This window comes from Nocardioides sp. Root151, from assembly GCF_001427925.1.
Classification (GTDB): domain Bacteria; phylum Actinomycetota; class Actinomycetes; order Propionibacteriales; family Nocardioidaceae; genus Nocardioides.
This window is the reverse complement of sequence record NZ_LMGG01000007.1, coordinates 120633-134900: the sequence shown is the minus strand read 5'-3', so window position 1 is coordinate 134900 and position 14268 is coordinate 120633. Positions and strand designations below refer to the sequence as shown.

15 protein-coding genes are annotated in these 14268 nt (G+C 69.7%); 6 read left to right on the top strand and 9 right to left on the bottom strand.

The annotated features are described in order from the left end of the window. Positions 1 to 7 precede the first annotated feature (7 nt). The gene (locus tag ASD66_RS18225) at positions 8 to 832 is read right to left on the bottom strand and encodes an SAM-dependent methyltransferase (RefSeq protein ID WP_056891825.1); all 825 of its coding nucleotides are present in this window, start codon (positions 830 to 832) and stop codon (positions 8 to 10) included. A gap of 98 nt (positions 833 to 930) precedes the next feature. Between ASD66_RS18225 and ASD66_RS18220 the strand changes: the two genes are divergently transcribed. Continuing rightward, the gene (locus ASD66_RS18220) at positions 931 to 1638 is read left to right on the top strand and encodes a hypothetical protein (RefSeq protein WP_056891824.1); all 708 of its coding nucleotides are present in this window, start codon (positions 931 to 933) and stop codon (positions 1636 to 1638) included. A gap of 1 nt (position 1639) precedes the next feature. On the opposite strand, the gene ASD66_RS18215 is transcribed toward ASD66_RS18220, so the two are convergent. Further along, positions 1640 to 2830 (bottom strand): glycosyltransferase family 4 protein, encoded by a 1191-nt coding sequence (locus ASD66_RS18215; RefSeq protein ID WP_056891823.1) that lies wholly within the window; start codon positions 2828 to 2830, stop codon positions 1640 to 1642. A gap of 2 nt (positions 2831 to 2832) precedes the next feature. Next, the gene (locus ASD66_RS18210) at positions 2833 to 3813 is read right to left on the bottom strand and encodes an NAD-dependent epimerase/dehydratase family protein (protein ID WP_056891822.1); all 981 of its coding nucleotides are present in this window, start codon (positions 3811 to 3813) and stop codon (positions 2833 to 2835) included. A gap of 125 nt (positions 3814 to 3938) precedes the next feature. On the opposite strand from ASD66_RS18210, the gene ASD66_RS18205 reads away from it, so the two are divergent. Genes ASD66_RS18205 through ASD66_RS18195 form a run of 3 tightly spaced genes read left to right on the top strand, consistent with a single transcriptional unit; the run spans position 3939 to position 6888 of the window. After that, the gene (locus ASD66_RS18205; protein WP_056682710.1) at positions 3939 to 4868 is read left to right on the top strand and encodes a class I SAM-dependent methyltransferase; all 930 of its coding nucleotides are present in this window, start codon (positions 3939 to 3941) and stop codon (positions 4866 to 4868) included. Next, entirely contained in the window at positions 4865 to 5839 is a 975-nt protein-coding gene (gene gmd / locus ASD66_RS18200) for a GDP-mannose 4,6-dehydratase (protein WP_056682715.1), read from the top strand. Before ASD66_RS18205 ends, gmd begins: the two co-directional genes overlap by 4 nt. Then, positions 5836 to 6888 carry a GDP-mannose 4,6-dehydratase gene (locus ASD66_RS18195; RefSeq protein ID WP_056891821.1) on the top strand — a complete coding sequence of 351 codons (1053 nt, stop codon included), beginning with the start codon at positions 5836 to 5838 and terminating at the stop codon, positions 6886 to 6888. Before gmd ends, ASD66_RS18195 begins: the two co-directional genes overlap by 4 nt. Before the next feature lie 37 nt (positions 6889 to 6925). Here the strand turns inward: ASD66_RS18195 and ASD66_RS18190 are convergent, their stop codons facing one another. Then, positions 6926 to 7732 (bottom strand): class I SAM-dependent methyltransferase, encoded by an 807-nt coding sequence (locus ASD66_RS18190; RefSeq protein WP_200950124.1) that lies wholly within the window; start codon positions 7730 to 7732, stop codon positions 6926 to 6928. A gap of 93 nt (positions 7733 to 7825) precedes the next feature. Between ASD66_RS18190 and ASD66_RS18185 the strand changes: the two genes are divergently transcribed. Continuing rightward, on the top strand, positions 7826 to 8899 hold the full coding sequence (locus ASD66_RS18185; protein ID WP_056891820.1) for a glycosyltransferase: 1074 nt from the start codon (positions 7826 to 7828) through the stop codon (positions 8897 to 8899). On the opposite strand, the gene yidC is transcribed toward ASD66_RS18185, so the two are convergent. From yidC to ASD66_RS18170, 3 genes are read right to left on the bottom strand one after another with little or no spacing between them, the layout of a single operon-like run. Continuing rightward, positions 8879 to 9667, bottom strand: a complete 789-nt coding sequence (gene yidC, locus ASD66_RS18180; protein ID WP_056682724.1) for a membrane protein insertase YidC — start codon at positions 9665 to 9667, stop codon at positions 8879 to 8881. The two genes, ASD66_RS18185 and yidC, sit on opposite strands and share 21 nt — an antisense overlap. A 55-nt stretch (positions 9668 to 9722) precedes the next feature. Continuing rightward, on the bottom strand, positions 9723 to 10043 hold the full coding sequence (locus ASD66_RS18175; protein WP_056682728.1) for a hypothetical protein: 321 nt from the start codon (positions 10041 to 10043) through the stop codon (positions 9723 to 9725). 26 nt (positions 10044 to 10069) lie between these two features. After that, complete coding sequence (locus ASD66_RS18170) at positions 10070 to 11278, bottom strand: hypothetical protein (RefSeq protein ID WP_056891819.1); 1209 nt, start codon at positions 11276 to 11278, stop codon at positions 10070 to 10072. A 124-nt stretch (positions 11279 to 11402) separates the two neighbouring features. Between ASD66_RS18170 and ASD66_RS18165 the strand changes: the two genes are divergently transcribed. Next, the gene (locus ASD66_RS18165; protein WP_200950123.1) at positions 11403 to 12290 is read left to right on the top strand and encodes a TylF/MycF/NovP-related O-methyltransferase; all 888 of its coding nucleotides are present in this window, start codon (positions 11403 to 11405) and stop codon (positions 12288 to 12290) included. Between the two features lie 6 nt (positions 12291 to 12296). Here ASD66_RS18165 and ASD66_RS18160 read toward each other — a convergent pair whose 3' ends face one another. Next, the gene (locus ASD66_RS18160) at positions 12297 to 12941 is read right to left on the bottom strand and encodes a CatB-related O-acetyltransferase (RefSeq protein ID WP_056682734.1); all 645 of its coding nucleotides are present in this window, start codon (positions 12939 to 12941) and stop codon (positions 12297 to 12299) included. Between the two features lie 13 nt (positions 12942 to 12954). Next, positions 12955 to 14256 (bottom strand): oligosaccharide flippase family protein, encoded by a 1302-nt coding sequence (locus ASD66_RS18155; protein ID WP_162254292.1) that lies wholly within the window; start codon positions 14254 to 14256, stop codon positions 12955 to 12957. Positions 14257 to 14268: the final 12 nt, after the last annotated feature.

Below are 14268 nucleotides of genomic sequence, written 5' to 3'. Positions count from 1 at the left end.
GTGTGGGTCACTGCGACGCCTTTGTCGCGGCGAGTATTCCGTAGCCGAGGGTGCCGTCGTTCCAGAACGCCTCGAGCACGTGCGTGGCCTGCACGAAGTCGGTGACGCTCTGTTCGCCGAGGAGGCCGGTGAGGGTGTCGGTGTGAGCGTCGACATTGGCACGCCACGCGGCGAAGGTGGGCAGGGTCTCGGCGGAGACGTCGGTCGCCTCCAGCACGGTCATGCCGAGCGCCTCGAGACGCGAGGCGTAGTCCTCGAGCGGCTCCATGTGCGCGTCGCCGAACGCGGCACGCAGGGTCGCGAAGTCGTGGCGCCGGTCGCGCACCTCGAGGAACGGGATCTCGCGCTTGCGGATGATGTCGCACAGCACCAGCCGACCCTCAGGGGCCAGCACGCGCACCGACTCCGACAGCAGGCCGGCCCGGTCACGCATCAGGTGCGAGGACTCCAGCGCCCACACCACGTCGTACGACGAGTCGGGCAGCCCGTTCGACGTACCGTCACGCTGCTCGAAGCGGGCGTCGACACCGCGGGAGCGGGCCAGCGCGGTGGCCGCGGCGACTCCGCTGGCCGACGTCGTGATGCCGAGGACCTTCGCCCCGAGCTGCTCCGCCAGGTCGCACGACTGGCGGCCGGTGCCGCACCCGATGTCGAGCACGCGGTCGCCCTCGCCGATTCCGGCCAGCTCGAGCATCTCGGAGGTCAGCGCACCGGTCGCCACGTCGAGCGGGGTGATCGGCGTCGCGAAGTGCCCGTAGTGGAACTCCTCGCCCATGATCAGCGTCCACGCCTCGTGCACGCGGTCGTAGTGCGCGGCGGGCTGGGTGCTCATGCGGGTGCTCCTTGGCTGGTCGTGAGGCGGACTCTGGTTTCGTGATGGTCGCAGAACGACCTCCTCAACCAGCGGGGGTTTGTGGATATGGTGTCGCGGTGCGCCTCGCCCTTGCCGTCCTGATGATCGTGCTGCCCCAGCGCCTCAAGCACCTGCTGGCCCGTCATGTGCTGAAGTGGGACGTCGACCCCACGGCGTACATCGGGCGCAGCCTGGTCATGGTCCGCAAGGTCACCCTCGGGCCGGGCTCCAGCATCGGCCCGATGAACATCATCCGCGACCTCGAGGAGCTGCGGCTCGGGGAGGGCGCGAGCATCGCGACCCGCAACCGGATCGCCGGGATCCCGCTGGCCTCCACGGTGTTCCAGAAGCCGAACCGCAACCCGAGCCTGGTCCTCGGCGACTACGCGATGATCACGGTGGCCCACGAGCTCGACTGCTCCGACCTCATCGAGCTCAAGGAGTACGCCGTGGTGGCGGGCTTCCGCTGTTCGATCCTGACCCACAACCTGAATCTCGTGAAGGACCGCTTCGAGAGCAAGCCGGTGGTGCTCGGCGCGCGCAGTGTGGTGATGTCGAACTGCACCCTGCTCAGCAGCAGCGTGCCGGACCGCTCGATCATCTCGGCCGGCTCGGTCGTCACGACTCCGTTGACCACGAACCTGACGCTCTACCGCGGCAACCCGGCCGAGGCAGTCCGTTCGCTGCCGGAGAGCCTGAAGTTCTTCCACCGCGTGGGCCTGCAGGCGCAGATCGCCGACGAGGTCGCGGCGCTGAAGAAGGAGACGCTGCAGGGAGAGGTGTGAGTCAGCGGACAGCAAGCTGCAGGATCTCCTCGAACTTGTCGGCGCAGCCGTCGAGCGCGAACTCCTGCTCGGCCAGGAAGCGCGACTTCTCACCGAGCTCGTCGCGCAGCTCCCGATCGGCGATGACCTCGCGCACCCACTCCGCAGCGGCCGACAGCGACTCGGCATCGGGCGGCAGGACGCAGCCGTCGACCGAGGAGATCATGCCGGCGGCCAGGTTCTCCGAGGGCATCAGTCCGAGCACCGGGCGCCCCGCACACAGGTAGGACAGCGTCTTGGAGGGTACCGAGAACGCGCCGGCGTCCTGCTCGAGCAGCACCACCAGAAGGTCGCCCGAGCCGAGCACCTCCGGCAGCCGGTCGTAGGGCTGGAACGGCAGCAGGGTCAGGGGGACGTCGAGGCGCGCCGCGGCGTCACGGAGCACGTCGACCGCGGGGCCCTCATTGACCACCACGAGGCGCACCGGCTGGCCGCCGTCGATGACCTCACGGGCCAGGCCGACCAGCAACGCCGGGTTGTGCTTGAGGCCGAGCGTGCCGGAGTAGAGCAGCGTCTTCACGTCGTCGAGCTCGTGGTCGACGGCCCAGTCGTTCTTGCGGTCGACCGGGTAGATCTCGTCGAGCGGCGCCCAGTTGGGGATCACCGTCGTCTTGTCGGAGGTGCCCCACTGGCGGTGCACGTCGAGGAACGACTCGGCGATCACGACCACGGCTGCCGCGCGCCGGGAGCACCACTTCTCCCCGGCCTCAATCGCCTTGCCCACAAGGGCAAACCCACGCGAGAGCTGCTTGCCGGCGAACGACTTGATGGCCACCGCCTGCACGTCCTGGTGCCACAGCACCCACGGCGTCCGGCGTACGAGGAGGAACGCCGCGAAGACCACCAGGGTCGGGATGGGGGCGTTGGCCACCATCACCGTGTCGGGACGTTCGGCGCGGGCCAGCCGGGCCAGCTCGAGGCCGAACCGCAGCTCCTGGACGAGGCGGCGGGCGAAGGCGAGCTTCTCGATCTTCTCGCCCTGGCCGATCGGCCGGAACCGGAGCGTCTCCCCCGCCTCCGCGGCCAGGTGGCCCTTGCCCGAGCTGTAGGCGTCGCACCACGAGTGGGTCACGTCGTGGCCGCGCCCGGCCAGCTCGCGGCTGAGCTCGACCTGGAAGGGGTGTCCGGCGTAGTCGTGGACGAGGACGCGCATGATCAGCCGATCGAACGCTTCACCTGGTCGAAGACCCAGGCGTACGTCTCTGCGAGGCCGTCGGCCAGCGAGATCGACGGCGCCCAGCCGTAGGTCTCCTGGATCTGGGTGTTGTCACTGTTGCGGCCACGCACACCCTGCGGTGCGTCGAGCTTGTGGTTGCGCTCGCACCGGATGCCGGCGATGCCCTCGACGATGTCGACCAGCTGGTTGATCGAGACGAGCTCGTCGGAGCCGAGGTTGACCGGGGCGTTCGAGTCGCCGGCCAGGATCATCTGCGAGCCCTTGAGACAGTCGTCGATGTACATGAACGAGCGGGTCTGCTCGCCGTCGCCCCAGATCTCGATCTGGTGCTCGCCGGTGATCGCGGCGGTGGCGATCTTGCGGCACACGGCGGCCGGAGCCTTCTCGCGACCGCCCTCCCACGTGCCCTCGGGGCCGTAGACGTTGTGGTAGCGCGCGATCCGGGTGGTGAGCCCGAAGTCCTCTTCGAAGTGGCGGCACATCCGCTCGGTGAAGAGCTTCTCCCAGCCGTAGCCGTCCTCCGGCATGGCCGGGTAGGCGTCGGCCTCCTTGAGGGCGGTGATGTCGGTGTCGGTCTGCTTGTCCGCGGCGTACACGCAGGCGGACGACGAGTAGAAGTAGCGTTGCACGTCGTGCTCGCGGGCGGCCTGCAGCATGTGCGTGCTGGTCAGCACCGTCAGCATGCAGAGGGCCTTGTTGTTCTCGATGAAGCCCATGCCACCCATGTCGGCGGCCAGCATGTAGACCTCCTCGGCGCCCGCAGTCTGCGTCATCGCGGTGTCGAGCAGGGAGAGGTCGCCGACGACGTTCTCGGCGTCGGGGTGCACCTGGTACCACTCGGACTGCGGCTTCACGTCGACCGAGCGAACGGTCTTTCCCTGTCGCAACAGGTCGGCCACGAGGTGGCCTCCGATGAACCCGCCGCCACCGGCGACCAGGACATCCACGGGTTTCGACACGACAGCCCTCCAAGCGACTGGACAACGGTATGGAGAGGCCCCCGGCCCTCACGGAAGACTTCAACGACCCGGTTACCGGATGGTTATGCTTCTCGGGTTCACGAACCGGAAGGCTCCGTTCCCTGATGGCTGTCCAGACCTGCCCCGCCTGCCACTCGCGCGGACTGCACCCCTATCCGGTGTCCCGGCGCACCGGGCGACGCAACTTCCGCTGCACCTCCTGCGGCCTGGTCGGCTGGGGGCAGCGCGACGAGCTGGCGCCGGTCGAGACCGTCGGGCTCGACACGATCTCGGTCGAGCAACGCGAGGCGTGGTTCCAGCTCAAGCGCGACGGCGTCACCGCCGCCGCATGGGCCGAGACCCTCGACGAGCTGTCATCCCGCCTTGGTCTCGAGACAGGCGCCGGCCAGCCGAAGATCTACGACATCGGCGCCGGCGACGGAGCGTTCCTCGACTTCGCCAGGTCACGCGGGTACGACGTCGGGGGCAACGAGCTGCTCGAGGCGGCCATCGAGATCGCGCGTTCGAAGTTCGACATCGACCTCGACCTCGGCGACCTCTCGGCCCTCGACCTGCCTGCAGCGAACGACGCCGTGACCCTGTGGTGCGTGCTGGCCCACGTGCCCTCCCCCGACGAGCTCCTCGACGAGTGCTTCTCGCTGCTGAAGCCCGGCGGCGTGCTCTTCCTGCAGACGCCGTACCGCTGCACGATCGACGCGATGGCACTCGGCGCGCTCCGGGCCTCGCGCGGACGGGTCAGCCGCTGGGTCGACCGCCGCATCGCGCAGCACCACTGGCTCCTGCACACCCGCCGCAGCATGACCGTCGCGTTGGAACGCGCGGGCTTCGTCGACGTACAGGTCACGCCGCAGGCGCGCTACTCGCTGCAGGCCGCGCCCTACCTCGCCTCGCTCGGCCTCAAGGGACGCGGCGGCGAAGTCGTCTCCAAGGGCGTGGATCGCCTGCTGGACAAGGGATTGGCGCCACGCATCGTGCTCGACGTCTATGCCCGACGCCCGCTCGCGGCCACTCCCGGCCAGGCGCTGACCGCATGAAGCGGGCCTTCATCACCGGGATCACCGGCCAGGACGGCTCCTACCTCGCCGAGCTGCTCCTCGAGAAGGGGTACGACGTCCACGGGCTGGTGCGGCGCGCCTCGACGCTGAACCGCAGCCGCATCGACCACCTGCACGACAACCCGCACCTGACGCTGCACTACGGCGACCTGACCGACGGGGTCAGCCTGGTCAACCTGATCCACAAGATCGAGCCGCACGAGGTCTACAACCTGGGCGCGCAGAGCCACGTGAAGGTGTCCTTCGAGATGCCCGAGTACACCGCCTCGACCGACGCCGTCGGCACCCTCCGGTTGCTCGAGGCGATCCGCGCCGCCGGCATCGACTGTCGCTTCTACCAGGCCTCCACCTCAGAGATGTTCGGCGCGACGCCGCCTCCGCAGAGGGAGTCGTCGGCGTTCTACCCGCGGTCGCCGTACGGCGCGGCGAAGCTCTACTCGCACTGGGTGACGGTGAACTACCGCGAGGCCTACGACCTGTTCGCGGTCTCGGGAATCCTCTTCAACCACGAGTCCCCGCGGCGCGGTGAGTCCTTCGTGACCCGCAAGATCACGCTCGGCGCGGCCGCCATCAAGCTCGGCGTCAAGGACCGGCTCGACCTCGGCAACCTCGACGCGGTGCGCGACTGGGGCTACGCGCCGGAGTACGTCGAGGGCATGTGGCGGATGCTCCAGCGCGACGTGCCCGACGACTACGTCCTGGCCACGGGCGTCGGCACCTCGGTGCGCGAATTCTGCGCCGCCGCCTTCGCCCACGTCGGGCTCGACTGGGAGGAGCACGTCACCCACGACTCCCGCTACGAGCGCCCGACCGAGGTCGACGCGCTCATCGGCGACGCGTCGAAGGCCCAGTCGCTGTTGGGCTGGAAGGCCGCGACCCTGCCCGACGAGCTGGCGCGCATCATGGTTGACGCCGACCTGGAGAAGATGGCGCGGCTGATCGAGCGATGACCGGCCGCACGCACCTGGTCACCGGGGTCGGCGGGCAGGACGGCATCCTGCTGGCCCGGCACCTCCTTGCCGCGGGCGACCGGGTGATCGGCACGGTCACGACCCACGACGACCCTCGGCTGGCGGTCTACCTGCCCGGCGTCACCCTCGAGGAGCTCGACGTGCGATCGACCGCGTCCTTCGAGTCGCTGGTCCGCCAGCACCGCCCCGACGCCGTCCACAACCTGGCCGCACTGTCGTCGGTCGGCGCGTCCTGGGACTCCCCCGAGCTGACCGATGCGGTCAACCACCGAGCGGTGCTCGGGATGCTGTCGGTGATCAGCTCGTCCGGCATCGACTTCATCCAGGCCTCGTCGTCCGAGATCTTCGGCCCGGTCGAGGCCGGAGCCGTCACCGAGGACACTCCGCTCAACCCGGTCAGCCCGTACGGCGAGGCGAAGACACACGCCCACGTGGCCGTGGCCGAGGCGCGCACCGCCGGCTCCCGGGCCAGCAACCTGGTGCTCTTCGGGCACACCAGTCCCCTGCACGACGCGGGTTTCGTGCTGCCCACCATCGCCCGCCAGGCCGCCGAGGTCGCTCTGGGCCGGGCCGACGGGATCAGCCTGCGCGACCCGTCGGTGACCCGCGACTGGGGTGCGGCCGCCGACCACGTCCGCGCGTTCGCGCTGGCGGTCGGTGCGCCGTACGGCGAGTACGTGATCGCGACTGGTCGGACGCACCGCCTCGCCGACGTCGCGGCCTGGGCCCTCGAGGCAGCCCGCGCCGACCCGTCGCCAGTTCCGGACGACCCGTCGCCAGTTCCGGACGACCCGCAAAACTCACGACGGGTCGATCAGAACTCACGACGGGTCGTCCGGGCGTCGGGTGAACAGGCGCGACGAAACGACTTCGGCGGCGCGTACGGCGACTCGACGCGCGCCGCGACCAACCTGGGCTGGTGGCCGACGATCACCCTGCGCGAGACGATCGAGCAGATGGTGCGCGCCGAGCTGGCCAGACTCCGCACCGGAGTGGCCGACGCGGTGACCTACCTCGATCCGGTCTGACCGCCGAGCCATGCAACGAGGACGGCCGGTGGCTGGGTCAGGGGCGGTGGTTGGTGGCCTGGATCCCGAAGTCCGAGCGCAGGGCGCTCCTCTCGAGGAGGCGCTGCCACACGGGCCCCTGTGTCGACCAGTAGGTGAACACCTCGACGTGGAACCGCTCGGACAGCAGGTCCCGGATGGCTTCCTCGTCAACGCCCTGTCGCACGACGTGGTACTCGACCAGGTCGGACTCGACAGTCTCGTCGTACACCCCACGGAGCCGGCGGATCCGGGTGGCGACCCCGCGCGCGTAGTTGCCCTGCCCGAGCCGCCAGGCGAAGTAGGTGCCGCGGCTGGCCAGGTGGGAGGCGCGCGAGCGGCGCGGGTAGAACAGCGGGTCCTGGACGGAGAAGATCGCCCCGTCTGGAGCGATGAGGTCCTGGAGACGGTGGAAGAACTTGAGGTACTCGGGGATGTGGTGCACGACGCTGATCATCACCGCGAGGTCCCAGGTCTCGTCCTGGTCGAGCACGAACTCGCCGGTCTCGTCGTGGAACACCGACACCCGGTCATCGCCGGCGTACGACCTGCGCAGGTGGTCGGCGCTCGCCTCGCTGGCCTCGGTGACGGTCACCGTGGCACCGGCCGCCACGAGCACGTCGGTGAACGTGCCGTGCCCGGCACCGATCTCGAGCACCCGGCAGGCACCCGTGCGCGAGATGGCGTCGTGGACCAGGCCGGTCAGCCGTCCTTCGATGTCCTCGCGCAGCCGACGGTGCCGCAGGTGCGGCGATCCCTTGACGTAGTCATGCCCTGCCGCGTGCCCCGAATCCTGCGCACGAACGACACTGTCCCCGTTGTTCACGCCGTCAACAATTGCACATGCCAACCGCCGGGTACGCGGGAACCTGGAAACTCATACCCGTGAGTAGTCTTCCGCCATGAAGGAGCGCACCGCATGAGGGTCCTGGTCGACGCGCTGGCCGCCGACTTCGGTGGCATCCGGACCTACGTCGAGAATCTGCTGGCCAGCTGGGACGAACAGGCCGATGACTTGGGCGACCACCTGCTGGTGATGGTCCGGGAAGGCTCCGACCTCGACACCGGTCGGCACAGTCGTCACGAGGTGAGGATCCCGCGGCCCGGTCCGGTGGGCCGCCCGTTCAAGCAGTCCGTGGTCACCAGGAGACTGGTCACCGACTTCGGCGCGGACGCCGTCCTGGCGACGATGCCGTCCACCAGCCTCGTGCGCGTCGGCGTGCCCCTCGGCGTGGTCGTCCACGACCTCCGCCACGAGCTGCGCCCCGAGCAGTTCTCCCGCCCGCGCCGGCTGTTGCGCCGGGTCGCGTACGACCGGGCCTACGACCTGGCCGACGTGATCGTCTCGGTGTCGCAGCGCAGCCTCGACGACCTGTTCCGTCTGCACCCCGACCTGCGTACGACGACCGCGACCGTCGTGCACCACGGAGCCGACCACGTGCTGGCGTGGCCCAGGCCCGAGCAGACGGGCCCCGCAGTCACGTTCGCGCACCACTCCAACAAGAATCCCGGTCTGGTCCTCGACGCCTGGGCCGACGGGCGACGTCGAGGGATGGCGATGCCGCCGCTGACCGTGCTCGGCACCGGCGGCCAGCGCACCGCCCTGGCCGCCCGGGTCGCCGAGCTGCGCCTGACCGACCTGGTCACCCTCGCGCCGTACCTGCCCGAGCCCGAGTTCCGCGCCACCATGGCCGGCGCGTCGATGATCGTCTTCCCCTCCGACTTCGAGGGCTTCGGACTACCGGTCGTCGAGGGCATGCTGCTCGGCATCCCGGTCGTGATCGGACCCGAGCCGGCCAGCCTCGAGGTCGCCGGCGGTCACGCCTCGGTGATGACGTCGTTCTCCGCACCTGCACTGGCCAATGCCGTCGTACGCGCCGCGGGCTTCGACGCCGACCGCCTCGAGGCGGCCCGCGCCCACGCCGCGGAGTTCACCTGGCGCCGCACCGTCCAGCAGACCCGCGCCGCCCTCCTAGCGTGCGGCGGCAGGTGACCCGGGCGTCGGGAACCAGCGCCACACCACGGCCGACTGGCCGCAGGTCCACATCGCGTTGACCACCCAGTAGACGAGCAGCGCCACCGGCACGACCCCGCCCGCGACGACCATGCCGACCGCGGACAAAAGCGGCATCCACTGCTGCGCCTTGAGCATCGCCTCGGGCGCATCAGTCAGCACCGTGTTGGGCGCGACGAGGAACTTCTGGGTCACGAACGACAGGGCCGCCGCGGTGGCCGCGAGGCCAGCCACGACCAGCAGGTGCGTCGGCCCGCCACCGAGGTAGCCCCGGTCGGCCAGCGGCACGCCGACCAGCGTGGCCGCGCCCAGCGAGGCGACCAGACCGGAGCTCATCGCACCGACCGGCACACCGGCCGCGACGTCCGAGACGACCCGGTAGAGCGCGAACCAGATCGGCAGCTGCACCAGCAACGGCAGGCAGCCGAGACGTGAGACGCCGTGCTCGGCCGAGATCCGGCGCCGCTCGTCCAGGTAGGCCCGCATTCGTTCAGGGTCCTTGAGGTGGTCGCGATGCTGCTTGGCGAGCTCCTGCAGCTGAGGCCGGGCCCGCGCACCGGCGTGGGCCGTGCGCACGCCGTGCACCACCAGCGGCAGCAGGGCAAGGCGTACGACGACCACGACGGCGGCCAGGCAGACCAGCCAGGTGAGGCTGGACGTGGGTGCTGCGCCGAGGTGGGTGAGTGTGGTGTGGGCAGCGGCAACCACCGCTGCGAGGGCATGGGTCAACGGGTCGAGAAGAGACATGGAGTGCTCCAGGAGTTGGCCGGACGGACCTGACGGCTCGCGCGAGTGGCGAGGGTCAGGCGAGTCCGGGAGCACGTGGACGGATCGGGTGGTGGACGGGGTCGGTGACCCGGCCCAACGGCACGGGCGCGGCGTCACGACCGCGCGACGGCGAGGCGGCCAGCGCCCGGGCGGTGTGCCCGGCCATCGAGCTGCCGACGTGCGCGAGCGCCCCGACTGCGAGGGCGATGATGGCGAGCGCGACCGCCGCCAGGCCACCGTTCGACTCCGGCGTCGGGGCGAGCACGACAGGCGCCAGCAGGGCCAGGGCGGTGGCGACCAGCGACCCGATCAGCACGGAGGCACGCGCCCTGGCGTCGTCCTCCCGGTGGTTCATGCCGTCGAGCGTACGCCGGGGCGCAATCAGCCCCAGATGCCCGACTTGCCGACCAGCTTGCCCTTCATCGAGCTGGCCAGCTTCGGGAAGCGGCTGCGCAGCCGGCCGTACTCCTCCGGCAGGGCCAGCCGGGCACTCTTGGCCGCATCGCCCAGGAGCTCGCGGCTCTTCTTCTTCCACGATCTCCGCCGCCAGGCCGCAAAGGCCTCCGCGTCCGACGCGGCGAAGGCCGACGGCAGCGCCGAATCCTCGAGGCCCGCACTCGAGAGCCGGTAGGCCCGACGCAGCTGGCGAGAGATGCGCCTGCCCGACGAGTCGGTCCAGTAGGGGTACGCCGGCGCATCGCCGAGCGCGGAGCGGTGCCGCAGCACGCGGTCGGCGTACTCACGGCACAGTGCGTCGACGGCCTCGCTCGAGCTGCGCAGCTCCGAGGTCGACCCGGTCTGGCGGGTCGACAGCTCGGTCGGGTTGTCAGGGTCGAACGCGTGGAAGTGGAAGAGCCGCAGCGGCTCGCCCGTGGTCAGCATGACGAGGCCGGACGAGTCGGCGCCGATCGGACGCTCGTGGAGGTTCACCACCGACACGTTGTAGCCGTAGTGGCGCAGGCTGCGGGCCTGGTAGAGCACGCTGCCGATGTCCATCCACTTCTGGTCGACGAACAGTCCCGAGAGGTAGTCGAAGAGGCACTCCTCCTTGAGGCGAGCCCACCACCAGTCGAGGAACTCCAGCGCCCGCCGGTCCCATGCGCCGAAGCCGAGGTTGTAGACGCCGACGGTGAGCAGGTGGCCCTGTGCGACCGGTCCTCCCTCGGGCAGCGGCTCGAGGAAGTGCGGGGTGAGCAGGATGCCGCCGTCGCTGGCGTCGAGCTCCTTCGAGAGCTCCTCCATCGGCGCGGTGACATAGGTGTCGGGGTCGAGGTAGGCGACCTGCTCGGCCGTCTCGAGCACCCGCTTGAAGGCCAGCGGTTTGATCGCGGTGGCGAACTCGACGAGGTCGTAGATCATCGCCAGGTGGTCGACCTGCGCTTGGGGAAGGCCCAGGAACGCCGTGGAGACGAGGCGTACGCCGGGCAGGTCGGCGTGGCTGATGTCGGGGAGCTCGGAGTCGTTCGCGCAGTCGATCAGCAGCACGACCAGCTCGGCGTCCGGGTGATGCTCGGCAAGGCTCTCGGCCAGCGACAACGCCTTCGGAAGGTAGTTGGTGGCGAGGATCGTGCAGTAGGTCAGGTCCGACATCGTGGCCTTCGCAGAAGAGTGGCGGTCGGCAGGTTCAACGACTGAGTCGAGGCCGGGATACGGGCATTTCGTGCGGCGTTCAACACGGTGATCCGGGCCACGTATGGGTGTTATGTTCCTGCGCGTGTCCACATCTGATGCAGTCCTCCGCGACCTCTACCTCGACCTCGTCAAGCGCAGCCTGACCGGCGCCCTGGCCGAGGACAACGACACGATTCTCGGTGGCGCACGCAGCGTCGGCACCGGCACTCTCGGTGAGCCGGGCCTCAACCGGGCGACCGCCACGCAGGTGCTCAAGCGTGGCGCGCACGCGGCCGGAAGGCTCGCGAACAGGTTCAACCTGGAAATCGCCTACAAGCGCCCGTACTCCCCCGAGTTGCGCGAGGTGGGGCAGGACTGGCCCTCGCGCTCGGAGTCGATGATCGGCCTGAAGCGGATGGACAACATCCAGGAGGCGATCGCCACGATCGAGGCCGAGGGTGTCCCCGGCGACCTGATCGAGACCGGCGTGTGGCGGGGCGGCGCGACGATCTTCATGCGCGCCAACCTCAAGGCGTGGGGCGACACCGCGCGCAAGGTGTGGGTGGCCGACTCGTTCCAGGGACTGCCCGAGCCGGATGCCGACCGGTATGCCGCGGACGCGGGCGACACCCACTACAAGTGGAGTGGTCTCGCGGTCGGCACCAAGATCGTCGAGCACAACTTCCGCAGGTACGACCTGCTCGACGACCAGGTCGAGTTCCTCGTCGGCTGGTTCAAGGACACCCTGCCGACCGCCCCGATCGACCAGCTCTCGCTCATGCGCCTCGACGGCGACATGTACGAGTCGACGATCCAGGCACTCGAGCCGCTCTACCCCAAGCTCGCCCCCGGCGGCTTCTGCATCATCGACGACTTCGGCAGCCACGCCTCCCAGGCCGGCCAGGCGGTGCTCGACTACCGCGCCCAGCACGGCATCACCGACGAGATCATCCAGATCGACGACTTCGGGGCCTACTGGCGCAAGAGCTGACTCCGGTCAGCCGCGACCGAGCCGCCGGTCGCGCTCTGCGGCGTGGGCGATGAACGCGTCGACGTCCTTGCCGGCGATCAGCGGGACGGCCTCGCGGACGTCCTCGTCGGGCCAGTCCCACCAGGCGATGTCGAGGAGCGCCTTGCGCTGCTCCTCGGGGAACCGGTAGGAGATCACCTTCGCCGGGTTGCCCCCGACGATCGCGTAGTCGGGCACGTCCTTGGTCACTACGGCGCCCGCGCCGATGATCGCGCCGTGGCCGATGCGGATGCCGGTGAGCACGATGGCGTTGTCGCACAGCCACACGTCCGAGCCGATCGACGAGTCCTCCGAAGGCATCGGGAAACCGTCCTTGCCGGCCCCCTCCATCTTCCAGAGGATGCGGTGCGGGTAGGTCGTCAACGCGTCCGTGGCGTGCCGTCCACCGAGCAGGATCAGCGCGTCACCGGAGATCGAGCAGTACTTCCCGATCGTCAGCTTCGTGTTGTCGTGGTCGAAGACCTTGATCATCGGCGGGCCGCCGTACGTGTGCTCCCCGACGGTCACGCGGCCGGCCTTGACCAGGCGGTTCAGGTTGGCGATGTTCTTGCCGATCACGGCGTCGCGGCCACGCAGCAGGGCGTATTTCACGAAGCGGAGGAAGTTCAGCACAGGTGGGGCCCCTTCACAGGTCGGTGTCTGTCTGGCCAACGAAGGCGGCCGGGGTGAGGTCACGCGTGCGTCGGGCGTGCCGCCCGCCCCGAGCACGACCCGTGTGGCCCCAGAAGACGGACCACCAGATCGCGGCGATCACGCCCTGACCGATCGCGCAGCCCCAGAACGCACCGACCGCCCCGTCGACCGCGGCGCCGGCCACCGTCAGCACCAGCAGGATCACCGTGCTGGCCACGTCGATCACCACGGTCTTCTGGATCGCGCGTACGCCGAGCAACCCGGAGCGCGGACCGGTCACCAGCGCCAGGAACACGATCTGCAGACCGGCCGGCAGCATCAACGGCTCGGTCACCTCCCAGGTCTCGCCGAGCACCGCACGACCCAGCCAGGTCGGCAGGAACAGCAGCACGAGCAGGTTCAGCACCGCCACCAGCACGGTGAGCACCGTCGTACGACGGGCATGGCGACGCAGCACGGCCCGACCAGCGTCGAGGTGCGCGATCTCGGCGATACCGGCGGCCACCGACGCGGTCTGGAAGGTCATGAACGGCCGCACCAGCAGCAACGCGCCACGCACGCCACCCAAGGCACGCGCTCCGGCGACGGCGGCGATCGCGACGGTCGTGGCCAACGAGGCGCCGTACGTCGCGACGAACGAGAGCATGTAGCGCCACGAGAAGCTCCACTTGGACCGGAGCCAGGTCAGGTTCGGGGTGATCCGGTGGTGGCGGTACTGCCAGAAGACCAGGAGCGCCGCGACGGCTCCGGTGCCGGCCCACGCCACCATGAACCAGGTGAGCGTCTGCCGGTCGAGCGCGAAGAGCGCCACGATCGCGGCCACCAGCAGCACCAGCCAGACCAGGTCCAGGGCCAGCGAGCGGGTCGGTCGGTGGGTCGCGAAGCCGAGGTAGCGGCCGAGGTCGTGCAGCACGAGGAACGGCAGGCTCACCGCCAGGACCAGCAGGCCGTTGCGCAGGTCGGCGTCGAAGAAGTGCGCCACCAGGCCGCTGGCCAGCACCACCAGCGCGATCAAAGATCCGACCACACTCGCCGACCCGATCACCGCCCCCGGACGCTCCACGGCCTCCTCGGGGTGCACCAGGACGGGCTCGCAGACCATCGCCCGGGCCAGCCCCTGCGCGGTCACGTAGACCATGAAGATGATGCCGAAGAGCCCGAAGGACGCGACGCCGAGGAAGCGGGCGGCCAGCACGGCGATCAGCAGGTTCGAGGCGCCCGAGACGACCTGGTCGATCGTGATCACGCTCAGTCGACGGCCCGCCGACCCCACCGACTGCTTGCTCTGACTCAAGCCATCCCTCGT